The sequence below is a fragment of the Paraburkholderia sp. 22099 genome, assembly GCF_052045835.1.
Classification (GTDB): Bacteria; Pseudomonadota; Gammaproteobacteria; order Burkholderiales; family Burkholderiaceae; genus Paraburkholderia; species Paraburkholderia terricola.
On sequence record NZ_JBQEPU010000030.1, the window covers coordinates 19,009 to 43,103 of the forward strand.

Annotated in this window: 22 protein-coding genes; 13 read left to right on the forward strand and 9 right to left on the reverse strand. The window is 59.9% G+C overall.

Features of this window, described 5'->3' with window-relative positions; translation table 11 throughout:
- Positions 1–92 precede the first annotated feature (92 nt).
- Together ACTJLC_RS24625 and ACTJLC_RS24630 are read left to right on the forward strand one after the other, a co-directional pair.
- Positions 93–959 carry a sugar phosphate isomerase/epimerase family protein gene (locus ACTJLC_RS24625; RefSeq protein ID WP_310317710.1) on the forward strand — a complete coding sequence of 289 codons (867 nt, stop codon included), beginning with the start codon at positions 93–95 and terminating at the stop codon, positions 957–959.
- A 653-nt stretch (positions 960–1,612) separates the two neighbouring features.
- Positions 1,613–2,347 carry a hypothetical protein gene (locus ACTJLC_RS24630; protein ID WP_310134050.1) on the forward strand — a complete coding sequence of 245 codons (735 nt, stop codon included), beginning with the start codon at positions 1,613–1,615 and terminating at the stop codon, positions 2,345–2,347.
- A gap of 395 nt (positions 2,348–2,742) precedes the next feature.
- Here the strand turns inward: ACTJLC_RS24630 and ilvB are convergent, their stop codons facing one another.
- The gene (gene ilvB, locus ACTJLC_RS24635; RefSeq protein ID WP_310134054.1) at positions 2,743–4,608 is read right to left on the reverse strand and encodes a biosynthetic-type acetolactate synthase large subunit; all 1,866 of its coding nucleotides are present in this window, start codon (positions 4,606–4,608) and stop codon (positions 2,743–2,745) included.
- Between the two features lie 484 nt (positions 4,609–5,092).
- Here ilvB and ACTJLC_RS24640 point away from each other — a divergent pair, with 484 nt between their 5' ends.
- From ACTJLC_RS24640 to ACTJLC_RS24675, 8 genes are all read left to right on the forward strand, one after another.
- The gene (locus tag ACTJLC_RS24640) at positions 5,093–6,121 is read left to right on the forward strand and encodes a GlxA family transcriptional regulator (RefSeq protein ID WP_073430249.1); all 1,029 of its coding nucleotides are present in this window, start codon (positions 5,093–5,095) and stop codon (positions 6,119–6,121) included.
- Positions 6,122–6,305: 184 nt separating this feature from the next.
- Positions 6,306–6,887 carry a G/U mismatch-specific DNA glycosylase gene (gene mug / locus ACTJLC_RS24645; RefSeq protein ID WP_310317707.1) on the forward strand — a complete coding sequence of 194 codons (582 nt, stop codon included), beginning with the start codon at positions 6,306–6,308 and terminating at the stop codon, positions 6,885–6,887.
- Positions 6,888–7,132: 245 nt separating this feature from the next.
- Positions 7,133–7,807: an antibiotic biosynthesis monooxygenase family protein gene (locus ACTJLC_RS24650; RefSeq protein WP_310134057.1), complete on the forward strand. Its 675-nt coding sequence runs from the start codon at positions 7,133–7,135 to the stop codon at positions 7,805–7,807.
- Positions 7,804–8,028 carry a hypothetical protein gene (locus ACTJLC_RS24655; protein WP_310134060.1) on the forward strand — a complete coding sequence of 75 codons (225 nt, stop codon included), beginning with the start codon at positions 7,804–7,806 and terminating at the stop codon, positions 8,026–8,028. Before ACTJLC_RS24650 ends, ACTJLC_RS24655 begins: the two co-directional genes overlap by 4 nt.
- Before the next feature lie 198 nt (positions 8,029–8,226).
- Complete coding sequence (locus ACTJLC_RS24660) at positions 8,227–9,855, forward strand: MFS transporter (RefSeq protein WP_310134062.1); 1,629 nt, start codon at positions 8,227–8,229, stop codon at positions 9,853–9,855.
- Between the two features lie 12 nt (positions 9,856–9,867).
- Positions 9,868–10,944, forward strand: coding sequence for an HlyD family secretion protein (locus tag ACTJLC_RS24665; protein WP_310134065.1), 1,077 nt, complete (start codon positions 9,868–9,870; stop codon positions 10,942–10,944).
- Positions 10,941–12,464 (forward strand): efflux transporter outer membrane subunit, encoded by a 1,524-nt coding sequence (locus ACTJLC_RS24670; RefSeq protein WP_440845498.1) that lies wholly within the window; start codon positions 10,941–10,943, stop codon positions 12,462–12,464. The genes ACTJLC_RS24665 and ACTJLC_RS24670 overlap by 4 nt, the downstream gene beginning before the upstream one ends.
- A gap of 169 nt (positions 12,465–12,633) precedes the next feature.
- Positions 12,634–12,891: a hypothetical protein gene (locus ACTJLC_RS24675; RefSeq protein WP_310134071.1), complete on the forward strand. Its 258-nt coding sequence runs from the start codon at positions 12,634–12,636 to the stop codon at positions 12,889–12,891.
- A gap of 558 nt (positions 12,892–13,449) precedes the next feature.
- Here the strand turns inward: ACTJLC_RS24675 and ACTJLC_RS24680 are convergent.
- Positions 13,450–14,409, reverse strand: a complete 960-nt coding sequence (locus ACTJLC_RS24680) for a LysR family transcriptional regulator (RefSeq protein ID WP_440845500.1) — start codon at positions 14,407–14,409, stop codon at positions 13,450–13,452.
- A 131-nt stretch (positions 14,410–14,540) separates the two neighbouring features.
- Between ACTJLC_RS24680 and ACTJLC_RS24685 the strand changes: the two genes are divergently transcribed.
- The 3 genes from ACTJLC_RS24685 (at position 14,541) to ACTJLC_RS24695 (ending at position 17,661) form a co-directional block, all read left to right on the forward strand.
- Positions 14,541–15,707: a mandelate racemase/muconate lactonizing enzyme family protein gene (locus ACTJLC_RS24685; RefSeq protein ID WP_310134075.1), complete on the forward strand. Its 1,167-nt coding sequence runs from the start codon at positions 14,541–14,543 to the stop codon at positions 15,705–15,707.
- A 163-nt stretch (positions 15,708–15,870) separates the two neighbouring features.
- The gene (gene dctA, locus ACTJLC_RS24690) at positions 15,871–17,226 is read left to right on the forward strand and encodes a C4-dicarboxylate transporter DctA (RefSeq protein ID WP_310120374.1); all 1,356 of its coding nucleotides are present in this window, start codon (positions 15,871–15,873) and stop codon (positions 17,224–17,226) included.
- A gap of 252 nt (positions 17,227–17,478) precedes the next feature.
- Positions 17,479–17,661 (forward strand): Flp family type IVb pilin, encoded by a 183-nt coding sequence (locus ACTJLC_RS24695; RefSeq protein ID WP_114164607.1) that lies wholly within the window; start codon positions 17,479–17,481, stop codon positions 17,659–17,661.
- Positions 17,662–17,896: 235 nt separating this feature from the next.
- On the opposite strand, the gene ACTJLC_RS24700 is transcribed toward ACTJLC_RS24695, so the two are convergent.
- From ACTJLC_RS24700 to ACTJLC_RS24730, 7 genes are all read right to left on the reverse strand, one after another.
- Positions 17,897–19,048 (reverse strand): porin, encoded by a 1,152-nt coding sequence (locus ACTJLC_RS24700; protein ID WP_310134078.1) that lies wholly within the window; start codon positions 19,046–19,048, stop codon positions 17,897–17,899.
- A gap of 161 nt (positions 19,049–19,209) precedes the next feature.
- Positions 19,210–20,415, reverse strand: a complete 1,206-nt coding sequence (locus ACTJLC_RS24705) for a DUF1624 domain-containing protein (protein WP_310134080.1) — start codon at positions 20,413–20,415, stop codon at positions 19,210–19,212.
- A gap of 70 nt (positions 20,416–20,485) precedes the next feature.
- Positions 20,486–21,073, reverse strand: coding sequence for a hypothetical protein (locus ACTJLC_RS24710; RefSeq protein ID WP_310134083.1), 588 nt, complete (start codon positions 21,071–21,073; stop codon positions 20,486–20,488).
- 1 nt (position 21,074) lies between these two features.
- Positions 21,075–21,806 carry a HupE/UreJ family protein gene (locus tag ACTJLC_RS24715; RefSeq protein ID WP_374709874.1) on the reverse strand — a complete coding sequence of 244 codons (732 nt, stop codon included), beginning with the start codon at positions 21,804–21,806 and terminating at the stop codon, positions 21,075–21,077.
- 81 nt (positions 21,807–21,887) lie between these two features.
- Positions 21,888–22,268: a hypothetical protein gene (locus tag ACTJLC_RS24720; RefSeq protein WP_073430230.1), complete on the reverse strand. Its 381-nt coding sequence runs from the start codon at positions 22,266–22,268 to the stop codon at positions 21,888–21,890.
- Between the two features lie 93 nt (positions 22,269–22,361).
- Positions 22,362–23,141 carry a DUF4198 domain-containing protein gene (locus tag ACTJLC_RS24725; RefSeq protein ID WP_310134086.1) on the reverse strand — a complete coding sequence of 260 codons (780 nt, stop codon included), beginning with the start codon at positions 23,139–23,141 and terminating at the stop codon, positions 22,362–22,364.
- A 464-nt stretch (positions 23,142–23,605) separates the two neighbouring features.
- Positions 23,606–24,043 (reverse strand): YqaA family protein, encoded by a 438-nt coding sequence (locus tag ACTJLC_RS24730; protein ID WP_114164744.1) that lies wholly within the window; start codon positions 24,041–24,043, stop codon positions 23,606–23,608.
- Positions 24,044–24,095: the final 52 nt, after the last annotated feature.

Sequence of the window (24,095 nt, forward strand, 5' to 3'; positions counted from 1 at the left end):
CTTTATCTGCTGTGACTTCTCCGTGATAGTCCAGGGCATCGATTCCCCCGCGACGCGCCGCATCGCTCGTCGTCACTTTCAAGAGGTCTCACATGTCCAGGTCCAAAGTCGAACTTGTCGCCGCTTATTTCACGCTCTCGGGCGATGTCTATCCCTTCGGTCCGACCGAAATCAGCCCTTTCAGCTTCAAGGACCGAGTGGAAGCGGCAGCGAAGGCTGGTTGGGACGGCATCGGCCTGATTCACTCGGACATCTACGCCACCGCCGACAAGATTGGCTTCCCGGAAATGCGCCGCATCCTCGAAGCCAACGGCATCAAGCACGTTGAGTTCGAATTTTTGGTCGATTGGTATCAAACCGGCGAGCGTCGCCGCACCTCCGACAGCATGCGGTACTACTACCTCAAGGCTGCCGAAGAGCTGCGCGCGCGCATCGTGAAGGTCGGCCCAGGTATCGGCGAGGACACCGCAGACGTCCCGCTCATGGTCGAAGAATTTGGCAAACTGGCGGAGGACGCTGAGAAGCGCGGAACGCAAGTCATGCTCGAAATCATGCCTTTCAGCAACGTCCGTACGATTGAAACCGGCAAGGCCATTGTCGAAGGCGCGAACAAGGCGAACGCCGGTCTGCTGCTCGACATATGGCATCTGAGCCGCGGCAATGTCGATTTCAAGGAAATCGCCACGATCAAGCCCGAGTTCATCAAGGGCATCGAACTGGACGACGCAGACCGTTACGCAATCGAGCCGCTGTGGATAGACACCTGTCATAAGCGTCGCCTGCCGGGCGAGGGTGTCCTCGACGTAAACGGGTTTATCAAAGCAGTGCAAGCAACGGGCTTCGATGGTCCGTGGGGCGTCGAGATTCTCTCGGAAGTCGAGCGCAAGCTCCCGTTGGAAGAAATGGCTATGCGCGCATACGACGCGACGATTCGCCACTTCGAAGACCAGGCAGGATAGCGAAGAGTCTCCCGACGGCTGCAACCACAGGTTAGCGGCCGTCTTGCTACTTTCAATTCCACCGCCGACTGCTCGACGAAATGCTCTATAGGCCTCGCAAAGAGCCTGGTCGCGATCTTCAAAGCGAACACTGACAACCACGCAAAATGCTGGCTCTCTACGTCCGATTCAAACTCGTTGCCTCGGCCAAGTGCCAGTTCTTGCCGCATCCCGACGAGCTGATTCAAGCGATGGCGGAGTCCAGGCTCGGCTAGGCAGTTTGTCCGTCGGCTTCGGAGCTATTGCCGACGTTCGAATGGCAGCAGTATCCGATGGCCAGATGACTGCTTGTGGCCGCGTGCTCCGATGCAGTCGGCATACGTCGACCGCAATATTCTTTGTTCGCCTGAGTGCGGCCGGCGCGGCGCAACGAAGGGGCGCCTGGCGCCCCGCTCCTGCGTCCGGCGGCGGTACAGTGCCGCCTGCACTGCACGGGGCCAGACCTGGATGACCATGGTCTTTTATCGAGAGTGATGCATCTCAGTTAGAAATTTAAAGTTCATGCAAACAGCGCCGATAAATAGCTTGCCTGTGTCTGAATTTGCCGTGAGGGTGGCCTCCATTCAAAGACACCGGCCAATGGCGTCGCACTCTCAATCCACAAATAAAAGGTCATGGATAACAAAACGCTTTCAACTTCTGCAGTCGCGGGTTTTATCGTTGCAACAACACTACTCACGGGCTGTGCTTCACTTCCGAAAACCGATCTCGCCGCCAGCAATCGTGAAAAGCTCCATTCGATCGCTATGCTAGATGTCACCGAACCGCGCGGAGAGAGCGTTGTCAACTTCGGTGGTGCTGCCGGAGCATTTGGATTGATTGGTGGACTGGTGCAAGGCGGGATCAACGCCAATCATACGAGTACATACACGCAGCGCGTGGCAAGCGAAAAGATTGCCTTCGCTCCCGTCGTTAACGATGGCCTGACAACGCGACTGTCCAGTAATGGCTATGAAATTGTTCCGTTGCACGACCAGCACGCCAAGCTCTCAAGCGACGGCAAGTCCGACGACTTTTCCGATGTCAAGACCAACGCCGACGCGATCCTGAGCGTATGGATCACCTCGTTTGGTTACGTATCCCCGCCGGAATCGAGCGATTTCATTCCGTGGGTCGTCGTCCGCGCTCGTCTGCTCGACTCGAAGTCCAAACAAGACATGTACTTCAAGACATTCGCCTGCGGCTGGGATATCAAGGCCAACTCTGTCCACGTCGAAGCGGACGCAAAATATCACTATGGCAGTTTCGGCACCTTGATCGACCAGTTCGATCAGTCGGTCGCAGGTCTCAAGGATTGCGAGCAGGCGGTTGTCGTCGCAATTGGGCAGGATCTGACCAAGCCGCAGTAAGGGTCCCGGTCATGTGGGCGGACATTTGAAAGTTTGCTTCTGGCCGCCCACTATCGAACGCAATCGGCATGCGCAATGTGAACCGCGCGATTAGTGGCATCGGCAGCAGCCGACCAGAACCCGACGGTTATACCGCCGAGTGTACAGCGGCAGATGTCCGATGCGGAGCAGCCTTCCGGTTGCGCTTACTTGCCTAGACCGCCCGCCCAGGGAAAGGCAGATGTGGAAATTCATCTGGATCGCTACACCGGCAAGCTCAATGAGCCGGACAAGTAATAACGCGCTTCTGAGCTGGACAGGCGATGAGCCGCCGCCGCATGCCCTCTCCTACTACGAAAAGCAAGCTTACGAGCAGTTGAGCAGAATCGTCGCAACGCACATCGTTACTGCCATGACTAAAACATATCCGCAGCCGCTTGACGTCCGGCGCCCTTCCCTTGGGTTTCTCGCTCAGAGCGCGACGGAATGAAGGGACCGGTAATCATATTCGAGTAGCTTTGCCCAGGCCCCACCATCGGAAACACATCCGCGTTCTCGTCGACCATGATCTCGAGGAAAGCCGGTCCGTCGAATGCCACGAAGGCCTTGAGTTGCTTATCGAGTTCGCTCATTGCATCAACGCGACGGGCAAACTCGAACCCATCGGCCCGAGCTGCCATGACAAAATTCTTGCGATGGAGCGACTTGTCGCTCACGCACAACCGGCCGTCATAAAAGAGACGCTGCCACTGCCGGATCATTCCGTCACCGAGATTGTTGAGCAGCAGTACTTTGACGGGCACTCCATAAGTGCTCGCCGTCTCGAGTTCGCCGACATTCATGCGGATGCTGCCGTCACCGTCGATGTCGATCACAAGGGCATCCGGTCGCGCCAGTTGCGCGCCAATAGCGGCGGGCAGCCCGAAACCCATCGTCCCCATGCTGCCCGAAGTCAGAAAGCTTCGAGGCTCGACAAAGTCGAAAAACTGCGCGGCCCACATCTGATGCTGGCCGACGCCAGTGCAGATGATCGCTCGCCCGCCTGTAATTTCACTGAGTTTTTCAACGACGAACTGGGGCTGAATCGCCGGATTGTTCCGGTCGTAGCTCATCCCGTAGGTTCTCTTCAATGCCTTGATATGGTCGAGCCAAACCGAGGGCGGTTGCGCTGGCGGCTCCTGTTTCATCAACGACAGCAATGTGTTTCTTGCGTCGCCTACGTGTGCCCAGTGCGCCCGTTTGACCTTGTTGATTTCCGCCTCATCGATGTCGATATGCGCGACATACCGCGCTCGTGGCGCAAATGCATCGGGGCGGCCACCGGCGACACGATCATCGAATCGGGCACCCACGGCGATCAGGAAGTCGCAGTCTTCCACCGCGTAGTTCGCGTGGGCCATGCCGTGCATGCCGAGCATGCCGAGATACAGTTCGTCTTTCGCGGACATTGCGCCGAGGCCCATCAGCGTGGTCACCACGGGAATCCCATAGCGCTCTGAAAACTGCCGCAACTCAGCCGTCGCGCCAGCCGCGATGACGCCGCCGCCGGCATACAGCAACGGTCGTTCGCTTTGCGCCAGCAAGTCGAAGAACTCAGTGCGCTTGTGTTCTTCCAGACGAGCGCCTTTTGCCACCATTCGAAGGCGGTCCGAGTAGCCTCGAAACTCCAACGTACCTTGCCCGTGATAGATTCCGGTCCAGTTCTGGATGTCCTTCGGCACGTCCACGACAACCGGGCCGGGACGGCCGCTGCGAGCGACTTCGAATGCGGTCCGCAGTGTCCGTTCCAGCTTTGCCGGGTCGGTCACCAGAAACACCTGCTTTGCGCATGCCGACATGATGTTGAAGACGGGCGCTTCCTGAAAAGCATCCGTGCCGATCATCGCACGCGGTACCTGTCCGCATATGAGAACCACGGGCACCGAATCGCCGTTGCAGTCGGCGATCGGGGTCACCGCGTTGGTCGCCCCCGGACCTGAGGTCACCATGAACACGCCGACTCTTCCGCTCGCGCGCGCATACCCGGCGGCCATGAAGCCGGCCGCCTGTTCATTGGCGGGCACAACGAGATTGATCTGGCGCTCAGGGCTCTCGTGGTGCATCTCGTTGAAACGAAAGACAGCGTCGTAAGTCGGCAAAATCGCACCGCCGCTATAGCCGAATACGGTATCGACGCCCTGTTCGCTGAGTACCCGCAGGATGATATCGGCTCCCGACATCAATTCGCCGGCAACGGGTGGTGGCGGCAAGACTTCCAAGGCAGGGTTCGGATTTCGGGTCATGGCTGGCTCGCATGGAAACGGGCGCCGACGAATGTCAGCGGCCAAAATCAAAAGGCGGTTTCCCTTCCAACTCGAGAACAGCGTATGTTCTTTACCAGCTTACGGACGATTGCTCAGACGGGTTCTCCGTACAAGGCAGCGTCCGTCCAGCACTTTTTTGATGTGCTTCTGGAAGAATCGTGAGGAATGGTTCTGGCCATTCTGACAACGATTGAAACAGCATGCGCGTCCACGAAGGCTGTATATGGGCCAAGATGCAGCACATTCGAGCCATGACGATCTCCGGGTCGCGGGCCGCCTAAGCGCCGGTCTGCGGGGCAACAATCCGGCGGACATTTGCCCGATACGGCATAGCCGGCATACGGCCATCGCGGTAAGCTGATATTCTGCCCTTCAAATTGCTGTCATCGCGCTTACTCCGCTCGTCTTGGGAAGGGTCGCCTGGCGGCACCCGCAAGCGCTCACAATCAAAGAAGGTCACAGCATGAAAGTCGCCATTGTCGTATTCGATGGTGTACAGGCGTTGGATGTTGCAGGTCCCCTGGACGTATTCGCAGAAGCAAACACGTATCTGTCTGAACATCAGAGGTATCAGGTCTCTGTCGTGGCATGCGACGCCGGCACGGTGTCCTGCTCGAACGGCATGCAGCTTTCGGTTCCCTTTGGCTTCGCGGACTTCGACACGCCGTTCGATCTGCTGCTGATCGCGGGAGGACCGCAGTTGCCCAATACGCAACCGCGAAGCGAATTCCTGCAGTGGTTGCGAGACCAGTCGCGCGGCGCCGCACGGTTCGGCTCCGTGTGCAACGGAGCATTCCTGCTCGCGCACGCTGGGCTCCTCGATGGCAAGGATGTGACGACTCACTGGGCAGATGCCGGGCGCCTGGCCGACGAATTTCCGCAGGCGTGCGTGCAGCCCGACAGCATTTTCATCCGTGATGGGCGCCTGTTTACTTCCGCCGGCGTGACGGCGGGTATCGACCTGTGTCTATCGCTCGTGGCGGAAGACTGGGGACACGAGCTCGCCGTGCGGGTTGCGAAGCGTCTGGTGGTCTACATTCAGCGGGAAGGCGGTCAATCTCAGTACAGTCCTTACCTCGGAATACGCAAGGACCAGGATCCGATCGTCGGCAAGGTGCTCCAGTATGTGACCGAGCACATCACCGATACGCTGTCGATCGAGCAGCTTGCCAGCGCAGTTTCGGTCAGCCGGCGCACCTTCTCCCGGCTGTTCGCGAAGTATGCGAAGGCGACACCGTCCGCGTTTGTCGAACAGGTTCGCGTCGACACCGCAAGGAGGCTGCTCGAAGAAACCGATGCGCCTCTCAAGACGGTGGCGTACAAGTGCGGCTTTCACAGCGCCACGCATATGCGAACGACTTTCTCGCGGCGGCTCAATGTCACGCCCAAACAATATCGCCAACGGTTTCGCGGCGTGGCAGGCACACAGCCGGTGTCGTATAGCGGTGGCAGCGGGCAAGTCGCGTCAGCAGGGATCGAAAGCGTAAGGTAGTCGCGCCTCGTCAGAACCGGCACGGTTCGCCATCCCTCGCCGCCCTCGCATCGAAAACGGATGGCGTCTCTTAGTGGTGGCCGGAATCACGCTACATCTGACCTGAAATCGGCGCTCTTTCCGCTTGTCCCTGTTCATGGGGCAGCCCAAAGTGGTGGCTCGTCAATCGCACGCAGCGGCTCGAATGAACCTCATAAAAAGATCTGCCCCATCCACGATCCGCTCGGATTCGCTCGAATCTCTTCCGGACATCGCCGAAATGGGTCTGTCAGTCATATTTTGCGGAATAAATCCGGGCGCCCTGGCAGCATCGAGCGGCCGCCACTTTTCGGGCAGAGGCAACCGGTTCTGGCGGGCCATTCATCTCGCCGGCTTTACCCCTGAACAGATCCGTCCTGAAGACGACCGCACTCTGCTGCGGTATGGCTGCGGGCTGACAACTGTCGTTTCGCGTCCGACCGCACGAGCGGACGAACTAACGTCATGGGAGTTCAGTGCCGCCGCATCCGGTTTTGAGCGGAAGATTGAACGGTATGCACCGCAATGCGTTGCGTTCCTCGGGAAAATGGCCATCTCCGCAATGTCCGGCGTGCGCGACATCGAGTGGGGTCCGCAACCCCTCGCATTCGGCGGCGCCCGCGCATGGGTCTTGCCCAATCCCAGCGGACTGAACCGGACATTCAGCCTCGATGCATTAGTGATTGCATACCGCGAACTTCGTCTTGCAGTGGCGTCGACTGATGCGGTTTCGACAACCGAAGACTAGCCCGTTCCGATCCCGCTTGCCTGCAACATACCAATCGCGATGAGCCTGGCAAAATTCCGGTACGGAATGGCCCAATAGGCTGCCTACCCGTACTTCAAGAACCTCGGTCCTTCTTCCACAATAAGCTGACGCATCGCGCGCCGGCCACATCGCAACGATCCGGTTGATCCAGATCGGACGATCACGCTTGCCGCGTCCTCTGCCGTTGCCGCGTTACCGGCAACCTCAACCAGACGAAGGAATCCATGTTCTCTGCAATGCTCGAAGTCAACCCGATCCACGACCAGTTCGATGCCTACCTCGGCATGGCGAAGATGCTGCGCCCGGAGCTCGAACAGATCGAAGGCTTCGTCGACAACACACGCTACGCGAGCCTCACGCGCCAGGGGTGGCTCCTCTCGCTATCGAGCTGGCGCGATGAGAAGTCGCTGGTGCGCTGGCGTGTCACGACGAATCACCACAAGGTGCAGCAGGCGGCGCGTGATCGTGTGTTTGCCGATTACCGCTTGCGCATTGGGCAGACCGTCGCCGATACGCACGTACCCGCCGGGCAAGAACTGATGGAGCAACGCCTCGATGCGACGGAGACAGGCGTCGGCAAGGCCGTCACTCTGCTCGACACAAGGTGCGCGCCGGACTGGGTCAAGCAGGCGAGTGCGGACGCAGTCGCGAAGTCGCTTGGCCTCGACATGGAGGCGTCCGGCCTCGTCGCATGGGACGCGCTCGACGCACTGATGACGCCCGGCGACGTTATAGCGGTCGCGACGTGGAGCGATCTCGCCGCCGCCCAAACGTTCGAGCGCACCGCGGCATTGCCGGAGGGCGTTCGCCTGCGGCACATCCGCGTGGTCCGGGAATATGGCATGTTCGATCGACGCGAAGCGCCACAGTACTTTGCAGAAGTGCAGCGCAAGGATTGAAACACACGCGGCAGGAAAATCACCGCTGCCCCGTCTTCCCGTCGATGAATGATGACGACGTTGACCATCGCGTCGACGTCGACGCTCTTCATTGCGTTCTCTCGGGCCAGGCGTTGACCGAATGGAAAAACACCCTTTCCAGCCTGCCGCGTTATCGCCATAGCCGCGACGGCATTGGCCCGGTTTGCGAACGGAATGGCCTGATAGGCAAGCTCTGTTGACTTCAAGAAAGCCAAGCCGTCTCCTAGAATGATTCGACCCATTGCGCGGCTGCGACGCACCCGCCGAACTGATTGAAGTTACCGCGAGAAAAGACCTAATGTCTTGTTCGCCGAGCATCCGGGTTCCTTCGAACATCGGGCGTGAGAGCGCAATCTCCCGATGTAATGCCCCCAACAGCACCAGCCTAGCGGACCCATATGAACACCGCCAACCCAAGGACATCTGGAACGGCAGAACCGAACCTCGCACAATCGTCGGCGCCGGTTCGCGCGTCGGAAGCCGCGGCTCCTCCGGTACAGCAGGCGCCCAAGGAAGCCGAGCTGCCGCTTCGCCTCGCCATCGGTTTGATTGGAATGCTGCTGGCGTCGTTACTGGCGATATTGAACGAACAGGTCACCGCGGTGGCGCTGGCCGATATCCGCGGCGCGTTCTCGATTGGACGCGACGATGGAACATGGCTGACCGCTCTCTTCGAAGCGACGAACGTCGCCACGATGATATTCGCTCCGTGGTTCGGGGTGACGCTCACGCTGAAGCGATTCACGATCGGCGCCGTGCTGGCCGTGATGTTCGTCGGATTCCTTTGTCCCTTCGCGCCGAACCTGCCTACGCTCTATGTATTGCGTGCGCTGCAAGGCGTGGCGAGCGGATGTCTGCCCCCGATGCTGATCATCGTGGCGCTGCGCTATCTCCCGCCGAAAATCAAGTTATACGGACTCGCTGGATACGCACTCACCGCGACCTTCGGACCGGCGCTCGGCACGCCTCTCGCCGCGTTATGGACGGAGTATGTCAGCTGGCGAATGGCCTTCTGGCAGATCGTGCCGCTCGGCATCGTGAGCTGCGTGGCCATCCACCAGGGGCTGCCGTCGGATCCCCTCAGGCTCGAACGCTTCCGTTCATTTAACTGGAGCGGATTCGTACTGGGATTCCCCGCGATAGCCATGCTCGTCATTGGTCTGCTGCAAGGCGATCGTCTCGACTGGCTGAATTCAACGTTCATCAGCACGATGTTCTATAGCGGCGCGCTGTTGTTCGTGGCGTTCCTCGTCAACGAGTGGTTTCATCCGCTGCCATTCTTCAAACTCCAACTGCTTGCCCGCAGGAACCTCGCGCGCGGACTTCTCACACTGATTGGCGCCGTTGTGCTGCTGGTTGGCGTTGCGGTCATACCCGGCCAATATCTCGCGCAAGTCCACGGTTACCGGCCGCTGCAAACCGCGCCGCTGTCGTTGCTGCTTGCAATTCCCCTGTTGATTGCGCTTCCCGTCACCGCCGCCGTGCTGAATCTCCGCCAGGTCGACCATCGCTGGGTCATGGCCATCGGACTGTGCCTGATAGCCACCACGTGCTTCCTGGGGAGTTTCATGACCTCCGCGTGGGTTCGCGAGAACTTCTATTGGCTTCAGTCGTTGGAAATTGCCGCACAGCCCATGGTGATCATGGGAATCCTGATGGGCGTCACGACCGGCCTGCCCCCAACGGAAGGCCCGTTTGCTTCGGCCATGTTCAACACGCTCAAAGCGTTTACCGGCGCCGCCGCAACCGGTCTCATCGAGGGCGTGGGAACCGCGCGCGAGCATTTTCATTCGAGCATGCTCGTCGACCGCCTGGGCAACAACACCCTGGTCACGGGACAAGGCATCGACGCGGCTCACGGTCTCGGCGAACTTGCGCATCGGATCCACGAGCAAGCCGTCGTGCTGACGTCAGCGGATCTCTATCGCCTGATGGCAGGTGTCGCCCTCGCATTTCTTTTCGTTATTCCGGTGTTACCCGTGCGTGTTTATCCGCCATGGAGCACGACGCCGCCCTCTTCCCGCTAAGCGACGATACCTATGTCATCCATCACCCGATTTCCGCCTAAGGCAATTTATCTCCCCGCGTATGTGGTCATACTCGGTGTTGCAATCTGGGCTTGCATAAGGCTGTTCGCCGACTCGAATAGCGAGACCACCAACGATGCCTACGTGACCGCCGATTTCACACTGGTCGCGCCGCGCGTCGCCGGCCAACTTTCAGAGGTACTCGTAGAGGACAACCAGCAGGTGAAAGCCGGGCAGCTACTGGCACGTATCGACGACCGCGATTTCCGCGCGGCTCTGATGAGTGCGCAAGCTGACGTGGCGGCGGCAAAGGCAGCGGTTGCGAACTATGACGCCGAGATCGCGCGGCATCCCGCGCTTGTCGACCAGGCACGCGCCACGCTCCGCGCAGACGATGCGACACTCCAGTTCGCGCGGGCAAACGCCGCGCGTTACCGGAATCTCTCGGACGCCGGCGCGGGAACGACGCAGGAGCAGCAGCATGCCTCGAGCGCACTGGCCGAGGAACTCGCGCAGCAGGCGCGCAACCGCGCCGCGCTCGTCGCCACCGAGCAGAACCTCGACGTTCTGCGCAGCCAGCGCGATAAGGCGGCCGGCGCATTGGCTCACGCCGAAGCGGCTCTCGAGCAGGCGAAACTCAACTTTTCCTATACGCAGATTCACGCGCCCGTCGACGGCAAGGTTGGACGACGGTCGGCGCGAGTCGGCGCATTCGTCACAACCGGCGCGCCATTGCTCGCGATCGTTCCGCTGTCGGACGCCTATATCGTCGCCAACTTTCAGGAAAACCAGCTGACCCATATGCGACCCGGCAATACCGTGCGTATCAAGGTGGATACGTTCCCGGACGTCGTGATTCGAGGGCATGTCGATAGCCTCGCTCCCGCCACGGGCGTGAGCTTCGCGCCGATCGCGCCCGACAACGCAACGGGCAACTTCACCAAGGTCGTCCAGCGCGTGCCGGTCAAGATCACGATCGACCGCGGACAGCAGGCCGCGTCGGCATTGAGCGTGGGGCTGTCGGTCGAAGCGGATGTCGCCGTGAGCAGGCGCGCGGATGCGCCGGGTGCGGAGGCAGACAAGCAATGACCGCCAGCGAATTTTCGATCCGCACGCCGGCGCTGGCGGCGTTGCTGTGCTTCGCGCTCGTGGGCTGTGCCGTTGGCCCTGACTTCGAACGTCCGCAAACAACCACGCCTGCCGTGTTTGACCGCACTCAGTCGGCGCAGGCATCCAGTAAAGCAATCGAGTCCGAATTCAGCGCGCAGTGGTGGATGCTGTTCAACGATCCCATTCTGGACTCGCTGGAAAAACAGCTCTCCGATGCCAACCTCGACGTGGCGGCGGCCTCGGCACGCCTGCGGCAAAGCCGGGCCGGGCAACGCATTGCCGGCGCCGAAGAATACCCGCGGTTGAGCAGTGCCGCCTCGTATAACCGCGAGCGCGGAAGTCCGAACGGCATCCTGTCATTGCTTGGCGTTAGCCCAGCGGGAAGTCAGCCGCAATCGGCATCGGGCAGCGCGCCGGCCGGCGTCGCGGCACTGCCGGGACCCTCGGGCTCGCCGGCCTACGACCTTTACCAGGCCGGCGTCGATGCATCGTGGGAACTCGACATCTGGGGCCGGGCGCGACGCGGTGTCGAGGCCGCGACAGCGCTGACGGATGCCTCATACGAGGATCGCAACGCGATTCTATTGTCTGCGCGCGCGGAACTCGCGCGAGACTACGTTCAGTTGCGCGACGCACAGGCGCTGCTTCAGATCGCGAGACAGAACCTCGTCATCGCCCGCGACGCCACCAGGCTCACGCAAACGCGGGTACGCGAAGGCGTCACTACCGACCTGGACGTGGCCAACGCTTCCGCCCAGGCAGAGTTGATCGAAAGCCTCATTCCGACGCTCGAATCGCGTTCCGAGACCACGATCAACGCAATCGGCGTGCTGCTGGCCGAGGAGCCGGGCGCGCTGCGCGAGACGCTCGGCGAACCGCATGATGTTCCCGCACTCCCTGAACAGGTGCCCATCGGTATCCGCTCGGAACTGGTGCAGCGCAGACCCGACATCAGGAGAGCAGAGGCGCAATTACACGCGGCCACGGCGGCGATCGGAATGGCGAAGGCCGACTTCTATCCACGCATATCGCTGAATGGCAGCGCGGGGTTCCAAAGCCTTCAGCTCTCGAATCTCGCCAGTTGGGCGTCCGGTCAGTTCGTCGTGGGACCGTCGATCACGCTGCCGATCTTCGAAGGGGGACGCCTCAAGGGAACACTCCATTTGCGCGAGGCGCAACAGCAGGAAGCTGCGATCGTCTACAGGCGGACCGTACTTCAGGCATGGCGAGAGGTGGACGATGCGCTCGTCGTCTATGACGCTGAACAGCGGCGGCGCGATCGGCTGAAAGCGGTCGTTGGCTTGAACCAGCGCGCGCTCTCGATTGCGCGGCAGCGATACAAAGCGGGCGCGGTCGATTTTCTCGACGTGCTCAACGTGCAGAAACAGTTGCTCGACGCACAGAGCAATCTTGAGCAAAGCAAGGCTCACGCCGCGGCTAACCTCATCGCGCTATGCAAGGCACTCGGCGGCGGATGGGAGTCGACGTATGCCAGATAGCCGTGAACGAGTACTCAACTATCGGCAAGCTCTGTTGCCTCCTGGACGTTCACATATCTCTGGTATTCCGCTCGAGGCAAGCCTATAAATAATTTCCTGTTAGCCAACGCGTAACCCACGTGCTCTGCCAAGCCCGTTCAGAACCTGTTCACGAAATAAAGGTATTTCCATGAAAGCCAAACATCTTGTAGCGAGCGGCGCCGTGCTGCTCTGTAGCATGACCGGCATTGCGCATTCCCAACCAACTCAGGCCGTCGCCCCGCCAACCCCGTCTTCTGCACAGCAGCCTGTCGTGAACACTGCGCCGCAAACGGTTGACCAGTCGGTAGGCGGCGCATCCATGTACGGGACGCACGACAGCGGGCGCGGCAGGAATGGCAGCCTGTGCATCGTCGGGTTGTCCTGCGATATCTACAAAGGAAATTGACGGCACGTTGTATGCATGGCGACGACGCGCCCCCGCATACCTGCCGCGGGGGCAGCGTCCACTATTTCTTGCCGTGCTGCATTCGGGCAATGAGCGTCGCCTGTTCGACGAGTTGCGATATGGGTGCGATATGGGCGCTTCGATTTCTTCCCACGAGAACAATGATGGCAAAAGCTTATGACTCGCGAGTCAGCCGCCTTCGGGTCGACCGGGTACTGAATAGATCGCCTCCCGATTCAGTGTAGCAGACGAATTACAGGGCAACAGAGGAAGCTTTCAGCGCGAGTGCCGCCAGCGCTCGCTCTTCCCAATACGTCACCAAGCCGTCGCAGATTTTCTCGAAAGCAAACTGTCAGAAAGCGTTTTGACGTGCTCCTGATCGAACGCAAAAGTCGCTTCGCGAGCGAGGCGCTAAATGGCTAGACCGTGCCACGCGCTAAGTCACTTCAGTTCTCGCGCCAAGAAGGCTGACACTTTTTTAGCAGCGCGTTCTGCAAAAACTCCCCATTCCGCGTCACACAGGACATGCGCTACCTGGCTCGTGCGCCCTGCACCCCCTCACCCCTTCCGCCCTGCCCGCTGTTTCTTGGCGTAAATCAGCGCTCCCGTCTCAACCGGCACGAAGGGCGCCTGAAAATGATCGATCAGAAAATCAATGAACGCTCTGGCGCGTGCGGTCTGGTTTCGGTGACTTGGGTAGTACACGAACAAATCGGCTGAAGGCAGTGGCGTATCCGGCAACACCAGTCTCAATCGGCCGCTCTGGACGTACTTCGCCAGGTCCCATTCGGATCGAATCAGGATTCCGTGACCGTCGAGTGCCCAACGCAATACGATGTCGCCGTCATTGCTCGAGAGCGCCCCTTTGACTTTGAGCGCTTCGAGGTGATCATCCTGTATGTATCTCCAAACGCCGTAAGCATCGTCATTCTGGCGATGAATGATGCACCGGTGGTGAACCAGATCTTCGACGCGCTCCGGCGTCCCAAAACGCTCGAGGTACCTGGAAGAGGCGCAAAGAAAACGCCGGTTGCTCATGATGCGCCGCGCGCTTAGGCGGCTATCGGGGAGTTCGCCAAAACGGATCGCCATATCGAACCCATCGGCAACCAGATCGATGGGGCGGTCGGTCACTTCAAACTGGATCTCGACCTTGGGAAATCGCTTTGCGAAATCAGACACCAGCGGCGCGATGGTTGTGCGTCCGAATCCCAGCGTCGCATTGATACGCAGAAGACCGTGAGGATCAGTACGAGTCCCTGATATCTCCTCCTCCATCTGCCGGACCTGTTCGACGATGTGCGTTGCGTAGCGCAGGTAAGTCTCGCCTTCGGGCGTCAGGCTGACATTCCGGGTTGTTCTGTTGACCAGCCTGACCCCTAGTCTCTGCTCGATCAACCCCAGGCGCTTAGTGGCTGCCGGCGGCGTGAGATCGAGCGCGCGGGCCGCACCGGACAGGCTCTTGAGCCTCGCGAGGAGGATAAAAAAATTGAAGTCGGAAGCGATGTCGGTTGCCATTGCCGTTATTCACCCACGGTAAAAAATGAAATGAATTGAGGCGAAGTATAGCCCCTGCTTTCGCGGATAAGCTACGTTCCATTGCAGCCCCATGCAATGCAATACATGCTCAGAACTCAGGAGACACCGTCATGAGAATCGTTGAAATCCGCGAAAAGACCGTTCCGATCAGTTCTCCGATCCGCAATGCCTACATTGACTTCAGCAAGATGACGCTGAGTCTCGTCGCCGTGGTGACAGATGTCATCCGGGACGGAAAGCCGGTGGTGGGTTACGGTTTCAATTCCAACGGCCGCTATGGCCAGGGCAAGCTCATGCGCGAGCGCTTCATGCCGCGCATTCTGGAAGCCGATTCCGCCAGCCTCGTCAATGACGCAGGTGACAACCTCGATCCCCACAAGATCTGGGCAACCATGTTCACCAACGAAAAGCCCGGCGGCCACGGCGAGCGCTCGGTGGCGATCGGCACGATCGACATGGCGATCTGGGACGCGGTAGCGAAGATCGAAGGCAAACCGCTGTTCCAAGTGCTGGCCGACCGTTATGGCAATGGTCAGCCCAATCGCAAGATCTTCGTGTATGCGGCCGGCGGTTACTACTATCCGGGCCAGGACCACGAAAAGCTCAAGGACGAAATGCGCAGCTACATCGACCGGGGCTATACGGTCGTGAAGAAGAAGATCGGTGGCGCTTCGCTCGACGAAGATCTGCGCCGCATCGACTCGATTCTGAGCGTGCTGCAGGACGGCCAGAAACTCGCCGTCGACGCCAACGGGCGCTTCGACCTCGACACCGCGATTCAGTACGCGAAGGCGCTGTCGCAGTACGACCTGTTCTGGTACGAAGAACCGGGCGATCCGCTCGACTTCGAACTGCAGGCGACGCTGCGTAACTACTACGACAAGCCGATGGCAACGGGCGAGGATCTGTTCTCGATGCAGGATGCGCGCAATCTGATCCGTTATGGCGGCATGCGTCCCGACCGTGACTGGCTGCAGTTCGATTGCGCGCTGAGCTATGGCCTCGTCGAGTACCTGCGCACGCTCGACATGCTGCATCAGCACGGCTGGTCGCCGAGCCGATGCATTCCACACGGTGGTCACCAGATGTCGCTGAACATCGCGGCGGGCCTTGGTCTGGGCGGCAATGAATCATATCCCGACCTGTTCCAGCCGTATGGCGGCTTCCCCGATGGCGTGAAGGTGGACGGCGGCTACATCACGATGCCCGATCTGCCCGGCATCGGTTTTGAAGGCAAGACGGATCTTTACGCCGAGATGCAAAAGCTCTCTGCATAAGCCGTCAAGCGGCGAACGCCGACAAAAGCGTCGGTGGAGCGTTCAGAAAAATACATCAACGGAACGCAGGCGAAATAAGGTCGTGGTTGCCGCAGCGGTAGATCCCGCTGCGCTGCTCGACCTGACTTCATCAAAAGATGCCACGCATAGATAGGAGACAGTCATGCGGGTTTCAAAGATCGGAAAGTCCCTTTCCAGGCTCTATGTACAGGTTCTGATTGGCATTGTCGCTGGCGTGCTGGTCGGCCACTTCTACCCTGACATCGGTTCTCAACTCAAACCACTCGGCGATCTGTTCATCAAACTGATCCGGATGCTGCTCGCTCCGATCATTTTCGCCTCCGTCGTGGTCGGTATTGCCCGCATGAACGATCTTCACGAGGCTGGGCGGGTCGGCGTCAAGGCAGTCGTGTACTTCGAAATTGCCTCGACCATTGCGCTTGTTGTCGGCCTTATCGTCGTGAATGTCATCAAGCCAGGCAGCGGTATGAACATCGACCCGGCTCATATCGACAGTTCCGCCATCGCCACCTATAGTCACGCGGCACAGCAGCACGGCATGCTTGAATTCTTCATGAACATCGTTCCCAACAGTATCGTTGGGGCGTTCGCGAATGGAGAGATCCTGCCGATTATCTTCTTCTCGCTGCTGCTCGCAGTATCCCTCGCGAAGCTCGGTCCCCGCACCGCGCCGTTCGTCGACATGCTCGACATGTTTCTTCAGGGCATGTTCGGGGTCGTGCGAATCGTGATGTACGTCGCGCCTATCGGTGCGTTTGGCGGCATGGCATTCACCATTGCGAAGTACGGGATCGGCACGCTGGCATCGTTTGGTCAGTTGATGCTGTGTCTTTACCTGACCTCGATCTTCTTCGTGGTCATCGTGCTCGGCCTCGTCATGCGCCTGAGTGGGCTGTCGTTGTGGAAGTATCTCCGCTACATCAAGGACGAGATTTTCATTACGCTCGGTACGGCTTCGACCGAAGCGGTTCTCCCGCAGATGCTCATCAAGATGGAGAAGCTTGGCTGCTCACGCCCCGTCGTCGGCATGGTGTTGCCGACAGGCTACACGTTTAACGCCGATGGCACGGCAATCTATCTGACGATGGCTTCGATGTTCATCGCACAAGCGATGAATATCCATCTAACGATCTGGGATCAGTTGCTATTGCTTGGCGTGTTGCTGCTGACTTCGAAAGGGTCGGCTGGCGTGGCCGGAGCGGGATTCGTGGCACTGGCGGCCACGCTCGCGACGATGCACAAGATTCCGGTGTCCGGGCTGGTGCTGCTGCTGGGCGTGGACCGTTTTCTCAATGAGGCGCGTGCGGTCACCAATCTGATCGGCAACGGAGTAGCGACCATTGTGGTTGCTCGTTGGGAGGGTGCGCTCGACATGAATCAAGCCCGTGCGATGCTCGACCGTTCTGACACGAGCCTCGAGGCCCTATCGTCCATCGACGACGCATCGGCGGGCCTCACGCACCCGAACGAGACCATTATCCGGCCTCACACTCACTGAGTTGCCCCGAAGCTCGCAGGTGTCGTGTACAAAGGCTGGCTTGATTGATGGCTCCGACGCAGCGCGAGAAAGGTCGTGTACTTTCTCACTGGCTTATCCCAAATTGTCATACTATATGAGGCGCCAGCATCGGTTCGACCGCGGAGTTGCGAACGAGTGCTGGTGCGACAGGATTCCAGTCTTTCCACTCGGGCGAATATCCAGGTCGTCCATTGACCCGGAATTTCGCCCTTTGTTACGGGAGCCAAGAAAATGCAAACCCTTATGAAAGCATTCGTTCGTGACGAACGTGGCGTGAGCGCCATGGAATACGCCGTTCTGGCCGGCATCGTGGTGCTCGCGCTGGGCGCCATGGCGGTCGCCTTCAATGACAACGCCAGTGCGATGTTCGCCAACCTTTTCACGCAAGCCACGACCGCCCAGGGCAAGGCGTAATGCATTGGACGCGCCGCGTCGGCTTTCGCTTCCTTCAGCACGCACAACACGACCGGCTTACCCTTCTCCAGCAGATAGACGATCTGTACGAGCGGCTTGTCATGGAAGCCCGGTCGCTGCACCCGTTTGAACGTGAAACCCTGGCTGCGCGGCATCCGCGGGGCCAACCGCCTCCGCGCACGCACCCGCGAGGTGCTGGCGGATCAGTGCCTCGACATTCCGGCGCACCAGTAAATCAGAATCGATGTCTGAGGCCCACGTTGACACGCGTTTGCGACGCCTTGCCGGCATCGATGTCGGTTGCGCCGATCACCGCCTGAGCGTCCCCTGCGCCGTTTTGTCCCGACGCGTGCGCGTAGCTGACGATCGTATAGATATCGGTCCGTTTGCTGAGCAGATAATCGGCACCGACGCTCACCTGGTGATAGCGCGCCCCCGAATCGCCAGATGACTTCAGGAAGTTATACGCCGCCTCTGCCAGCCACGAGGGGGTCACCTTCCACACGGCAAACGCCGAGGTATTCCGGTAAATTTCGGTGCGCGAGAAACTCGACGCCCCGTCAGCCGAATAACGCGAGTCGCTGTAGTACGCGCCCACCGTGAACGCAGAGAACACGTATTGCGTCGCGACACGCCACACGTCGATTGCTTTCGCGGAGGCGTAGGCCGCGTTGACCGAACTGTTGAACAGCGTATCCGATGACGCGGTCCCGCGCGTCGACAACGTCGCATTGCCCCGATCCATGTGCAGATAGCCGCCCGCAAGCGTAAAGCCGCCCTGCCCGTAATTGAGCGCCGCGCTGTATGTCTGGCCCGACACGACGCTGCCCGCGACGCCGCCGAATCCGTACATCATTTCGCCGCTCAAACCGAACCACTTGGGACTCGCCCACTTCAACGCGTTGTTGAAGCGCGCGCTACTGTCGGCGTTGTCGACGTCGCCTGGCGACGTGAAGGTCTGTCCGAGATAGTTGTCGCCCTGCGCCGGCTGAACGAGGTCCGTCAGCGGATCGTAGATGCGGCCCATCGTGAGCGTGCCGGCCGTCGCGCTCTTCAGGCCGACATAACTCTGGCGGCCGAACAGCCGGCCACCCTGGTTCATCTTGCCGGTATTGAGGTTGACCCCGTTCTCAAGCTGGAAGATCGCGGACAGTCCGCCGCCGAGCGGCTCGACGCCCTTGAGCCCCCAGCGCGACCCCGACAGACTGCCGCTGATGAGACCGACCTGTGTCGACTTGCCGCCGCTGTTGTGCGTATAGACAAAGCCGTTATCGACGATGCCATACAACGTCACCGAACTTTGTGCCGATGCCGGAATGGCAAACCCGAGGGTCGCGACGATCAACGCCCCGTTGATAGCGGTGCTTGCAGCGCGCGTTCTGTTCATCATGAACGTCCAGTGAAGAAAAGTGATGATGCGGTCCGCGCACGAGACGCGCAGACCGGCCTGCCACGCAATGTGGCGAGTCGAGCGGAAGATGTCTGTGAGATTTGGGGCAACGCTAGCCGCGTTGAACACGCAGCCGGCACTTCATCCCCAACGGATGCTCAAAGGTATTTCAGCCACCAGATATCCTTGCGACGCTGCTTGAGTTTCGCAAACCAGCGCACGGGCGGATACAGCGCGACCGCGAGGATCGCCCACCACAGCCAGATGCCCGCGAGGCCGTCGAAGCCGTAGTACTGCCCCTGGTTCGCCCCCCACACATGCACCGCAATCAGGTAGAGCGCCTTCAATACGTACAGGTGAAGCAGATAGAAAAACATCGGTGCGCCACCGAGTACAGCCAGCATGCTCGCGATGCGCTGGTCCTGAATCTTCTCGAAGCAGGCCAGCAAGATCAGGCCGAGCCCCAGCGTCGGCAGCAGAAACATCAGCGACGGCGGGTACTTCCTCGCGCTCATGAAGCTCATGAACGTGTGCAGCCCGTCGCCCGCCTGCACCCACGGCTTTTCGCCGTAGAAGTTCAGATAGCGGATCACGACAAAAGCGACCAGCACGCCAGCGCCCACCTTCAGCAGTCGCGACATGCGTTCGGCCGGGTCGACCTGTTTGGCGAACCACGGTCCGATCGCATAGCCGAGAAGGATTACGCCGATCCACGGCAAAATCGGATACGTGGTGCGTGCCCGCGTGATGCCGCCCAGGTCGATGAACACGCGCTGATGCAGGATCGACCACGGCACGAACAGCGGCGAATCGGGCCCGAGCGTGATTCCGTCGAGCAGGTTGTGTCCCGCGATGATCGCCACACCGAGCGCGATCTGCCACTTGCGCGGCAAGTGCAGCAGAACCGACAGCGCGATCATGCACAGACCGATGCACCAGATCACCTGCAGCCACAGCGTCTTGGGCGGAAATTCCGCGGTCCACGCGAAGCACACGAAGGTCAGTTCGAGAAACACGAGGAATATGCCGCGCTTGAACAGGAACGTGGAGGTTTCCTTCGGCGTATGCGACTGCCCATACAGGTACGCCGACAGACCGGTCAGAAAGATAAACACCGGCGCGCAAATCTCACTCACCATCCGCGTGAAAAACAACTCCGGCGCTAGCGTGAAGGCATCCATCGGATCCGTTACCTGACGATGCAGAAAAAATGTCTCGCGTACATGATCGACGAGCATGCACAACATCACGAAACCGCGCAGTGCGTCGATGGCGATCATCCGCGTGCGTGACTGCACTGCCGGCGTCGCGACGGACTGTGCGGCGGTAGCCGCGGGGCTGGATAAACCCGAAGAGATAGTCATTTGATCACCCTTGTCAAAGAGAGGGCATAGCGTTCAGGAAAGTGTCGGGCGCTTGCGGCCCGCCACCCGTTCAATGCCCGTCAGGGCGAAAGAGCTTTTCGTAGAAACCGCTGGTCTTCACCTTGATCGTCACGGTCTGATCTCCGCGATTGCGCCAGTACCAGCCATGCGTGCCGTCGAACGGCGCGGTGAACGAGCCTTGCGCCGAGCTCTGATCGACATCTTTCCAGTAGCTGGTGAAGGCCTTGCCGGCATGCGGCCGTTCACCGTGCATATCGACGTTGACCGGCCCGCCCGTCGCGGCCCACTGGAAGATGTAGTGGTCACCTTTCTTCATCTGCGCCTTGATCTCGGCGCCCGCGTTTGGCGGCAGGACCAGTTCCATTTCATCGCTGCGATACGCCGTCGCCTGCGAAATCGACTGGCGGTTCGGCACCGGCAGATCGCCCGCTGTTTGCGCCGGTGCAAGCGCCGGCATCGAATCGGCCGGCGGATTTTTCGCGCCCATCTTCGTCAAGCCGAGCGCACCGCCAATTCCGGTAATGTCGATACCGCGTTCAGCGGGCAGGACAAATAGCGCGAGGATCACGAGCGCCGCGACCGCGGCGCCGGATGTCGCCTTCATCAAGCTTTGATTCGATACTTCGTATGTGCTCATGTCATGCCACCGTGGGAAAGAAATAGCCGGAGAGCTGAAAGCCGACGAGTACGAAGCCCGCGCTCATCAACACCGCGTTGGCGAGCAATGCGTGGCGCTGAAATCCCGGCGAACGGCGCCAGTACGTCATCGCGATCAGGATCATGCTGAGCGCGATCAACTGACCGATCTCGACACCGACGTTGAACGCGATGATGTTCGGCACCATGCCGTCGCGCGAGAGGGTCATTTCCTGGAGTTTCGTCGCGAGCCCGAAGCCGTGAAAGAAGCCGAAGATCAGCACGGCGAGACGCGGATTCGGTTCAAAGCCGAGCACCTTTCTGAACGCGCCGAGGTTATCGAGCGCCTTGTAGACCACCGACAACCCGATCACCGCATCGATCAGATACGGGTTCGCATGCACGTTGGCGATGACGCCGAACAGCAGGGTCGTGCTGTGTCCGACGGCGAACAACGTCACATAGCGTCCAACGTCCTTGAGCCGGTACAGAAAGAAAATCACGCCGAACAGAAACAGCAGATGGTCGTAGCCCGTGACCATATGTTTCGCGCCGAGGTAGATATACGGAATCAGATTGATGCCCGCGCTTCCCTCGATGAACGACTTGTCGTCGTCCGAGACGCCGTGTGCGTAGGCGAGCGCCATGGTGCCGGCAAGCAGCACCAGCATCAGCGGGCTGCCGTATGCGAGCCGCGCCAACCACGCGCGGCAGAGCTTGCAGATGCGATTCATCCGCTGTTCCTTTGTGAACGAAGTTGAAGAAAGACGAGCATCGCCGAGCGCCGATCGATCGCCCGCGGAACGTTCCCGGCTTCACTGCACCTTGAACCGCGCGCTCACCTTGGTCGTACCGTCGGCCATCGTCAGCAACGCGGTGACGCGCGACCCAGGCGGCACCTCGACATCCTGCGAGCGAAGCTGATTGCCGGAGACAGCGGCGATCGGTGTTTCCTTCTTCGCGCCGCTGGCGGATGTGACGGTCAGCACGCCCTTGATGTTGCGGGCGTCGACCGGGGCGTCATCGTCGGTGACGAACAGTTCGACGGTGCGGTTCTTCGCGACCATTTCGACGGCGACGAGGCCGGCGTCGTCCATGATTCCGCCGTGCTGCGGCAAAGGAACGCCGTGCGCGACGGCCTGATTGATCGTGAACGCAGCGGTGGTGACGGCCAGGATGCGGGCGAGGTAGTTCATCGATGCTCCTTGTCGGATATCGGTTGGATTGGGCGTTGCGGTGTTTGCGCGGCTGAAAGCGCCGCGAGCGATGCGGAGGCTGCGCGCCGAACGCTATTTCTTCGCGTTCAGTCGGGCGATCTCCGACGCGGGAAGCGTCGACGGCGCGCGCTTCATCGGCTCGGCGCCGGTCGGCTGATAGAAAGAGAGCGTCGAACTGAAGCCGCGGACCGCGTATTTTTCGGTGACGCCTTCGGTGTTGACTCGCTCGCCAGGTGTACGGTCGCGGTACTCGATGCCGAGTACGTACGTGCCTTTCCACGGCAACGCGAACGACACCTTGCCTTCCCCGTCCGTGGTGCCGAGATAGTCCCAGCCACCCCATGACGACAGCGTGACCGGCTTGTTCGTCAGCGGCTCCTTCTGATAGAAGACCTGGAACTGCGCGACATTGCCCTTGACCACGCCCGTCGGCACGATATCGAGTTCGAGTTCCGGCTGGCGCGCGCTGAAATCGCCCACCCAGCGCGTAGCCGGGGTCCAGTAGCTATCGACCGTCGCGCCGTCGTCGTGAACCTTGAAGATCGGATACTTATGGTCCACCGCGACGAAGGAGTCTCCTTTAGCCGGCTTCTGCGCTACCGAAAAGCTCGCGCGTTGCAGTTTCATATCCAGCGGCTTCGCGCCGGAGTCCGAAATCGACTGGCCGGCGAGCGCCTTGAAGCGGTCCATGCCTCCGGGCGTGACTTCCAGCATGTTCCTGTCGAACTCGCCGTAGTAGAACGTCATTGTCCTGTTAGGCGACTGCTCGAACCAGATCTGATGGGCGCTTGCACTCGCGGTGCACAGCATCGACGCAGTAACGAAAGCAAGAGTAGAGACGGCCAGCTTCATTGAAGATTCTCCGTTGTTGGATGGTGTGAAGAACGCTCGAACCATCCGGGCGACCTTCGTTACGCCAGTCTGCAATTACGCCATGCAACCGATGGCGCGATCCGTTTGATGAGGTGTGTCGTTCCTTTCAACTAACCGCTATTAAAACGACAGATGAATTACAGCACCTGCATTTTTCGGATGATTTCGAAACGCCCCGCGTCGATGCGTGGATATGTTGTTTTGGACGTCCTGATTAGCGCAATATGCTGTTGCACACGTTTTGCGCGTGTCTTTCCCTGATATGGAACAGCAGTGCTCGGCACGTGTGCACAGAGCGCACGTGAAGATAAATAAAAGACCTTGGCGGGTGCTGCGTCGCGGTTGCCGGCGTTGCCGCACAGCGGATGGAGAAAACGAAAGGATCGTCCTAGCGGGAGCTAATACGTGATGCGAGAGTAACGGGAAGTACGTCCGCTCGCGCGCTAGATGAACTGGATCGTTACGGCGGCGAGCAGCATATACCGGCCCGCTTTCGCGATCAGCACCAGCAGAAGGAAACGTAGAAACGGCTCACGCATCACGCCGGCGAGCACCGTCAGAGGATCACCAATAACCGGTGCCCAACTGAGTAGCAACGACCAATGCCCAAAGCGCTGGTACGCACGCTGCGCGCGCCTGAGTTTGTCGTCGGAGAGAGGGAACCAACGTTTGTGACGCCACCGCTCGATGTATCGACCGAGCAGCCAGTTGACCGCCGAGCCGAGCACGTTTCCAGTGGTGGCCACCAGCAGCAGCGCCCAGACCGGATACTTCGCGCTCAGGAGCAGCGCAACCAGCACCGCCTCCGATTGCAGAGGCAATAACGTTGCCGCGCCGAAGGCGGCCAGAAAGAGGCCGCTGTATGCGGATATCGCCCACATGCCGATGCCGAGCATCGGCTTAACCGTGCGCGGCGAACGCGCCGGGCACTAC

Excerpts from the sequence above, each read along its gene's own strand:
- ACTJLC_RS24625 (WP_310317710.1), top strand. The coding sequence starts at position 93 with ATGTCCAGGTCCAAAGTCGAACTTGTCGCCGCTTATTTCACGCTCTCG.
- ACTJLC_RS24730 (WP_114164744.1), bottom strand. The coding sequence starts at position 24,043 with ATGTGGGCGATATCCGCATACAGCGGCCTCTTTCTGGCCGCCTTCGGC.
- mug (WP_310317707.1), top strand. The coding sequence starts at position 6,306 with ATGAACCTCATAAAAAGATCTGCCCCATCCACGATCCGCTCGGATTCG.
- ACTJLC_RS24660 (WP_310134062.1), top strand. The coding sequence starts at position 8,227 with ATGAACACCGCCAACCCAAGGACATCTGGAACGGCAGAACCGAACCTC.
- dctA (WP_310120374.1), top strand. The coding sequence starts at position 15,871 with ATGCGGGTTTCAAAGATCGGAAAGTCCCTTTCCAGGCTCTATGTACAG.
- ACTJLC_RS24670 (WP_440845498.1), top strand. The coding sequence starts at position 10,941 with ATGACCGCCAGCGAATTTTCGATCCGCACGCCGGCGCTGGCGGCGTTG.
- ACTJLC_RS24695 (WP_114164607.1), top strand. The coding sequence starts at position 17,479 with ATGCAAACCCTTATGAAAGCATTCGTTCGTGACGAACGTGGCGTGAGC.
- ACTJLC_RS24705 (WP_310134080.1), bottom strand. The coding sequence starts at position 20,415 with ATGACTATCTCTTCGGGTTTATCCAGCCCCGCGGCTACCGCCGCACAG.
- ACTJLC_RS24665 (WP_310134065.1), top strand. The coding sequence starts at position 9,868 with ATGTCATCCATCACCCGATTTCCGCCTAAGGCAATTTATCTCCCCGCG.
- ACTJLC_RS24700 (WP_310134078.1), bottom strand. The coding sequence starts at position 19,048 with ATGAACAGAACGCGCGCTGCAAGCACCGCTATCAACGGGGCGTTGATC.
- ACTJLC_RS24710 (WP_310134083.1), bottom strand. The coding sequence starts at position 21,073 with ATGAGCACATACGAAGTATCGAATCAAAGCTTGATGAAGGCGACATCC.
- ACTJLC_RS24650 (WP_310134057.1), top strand. The coding sequence starts at position 7,133 with ATGTTCTCTGCAATGCTCGAAGTCAACCCGATCCACGACCAGTTCGAT.
- ACTJLC_RS24640 (WP_073430249.1), top strand. The coding sequence starts at position 5,093 with ATGAAAGTCGCCATTGTCGTATTCGATGGTGTACAGGCGTTGGATGTT.
- ACTJLC_RS24675 (WP_310134071.1), top strand. The coding sequence starts at position 12,634 with ATGAAAGCCAAACATCTTGTAGCGAGCGGCGCCGTGCTGCTCTGTAGC.
- ACTJLC_RS24720 (WP_073430230.1), bottom strand. The coding sequence starts at position 22,268 with ATGAACTACCTCGCCCGCATCCTGGCCGTCACCACCGCTGCGTTCACG.
- ACTJLC_RS24725 (WP_310134086.1), bottom strand. The coding sequence starts at position 23,141 with ATGAAGCTGGCCGTCTCTACTCTTGCTTTCGTTACTGCGTCGATGCTG.
- ACTJLC_RS24630 (WP_310134050.1), top strand. The coding sequence starts at position 1,613 with ATGGATAACAAAACGCTTTCAACTTCTGCAGTCGCGGGTTTTATCGTT.
- ACTJLC_RS24715 (WP_374709874.1), bottom strand. The coding sequence starts at position 21,806 with ATGAATCGCATCTGCAAGCTCTGCCGCGCGTGGTTGGCGCGGCTCGCA.
- ACTJLC_RS24685 (WP_310134075.1), top strand. The coding sequence starts at position 14,541 with ATGAGAATCGTTGAAATCCGCGAAAAGACCGTTCCGATCAGTTCTCCG.
- ACTJLC_RS24680 (WP_440845500.1), bottom strand. The coding sequence starts at position 14,409 with ATGGCAACCGACATCGCTTCCGACTTCAATTTTTTTATCCTCCTCGCG.
- ilvB (WP_310134054.1), bottom strand. The coding sequence starts at position 4,608 with ATGACCCGAAATCCGAACCCTGCCTTGGAAGTCTTGCCGCCACCACCC.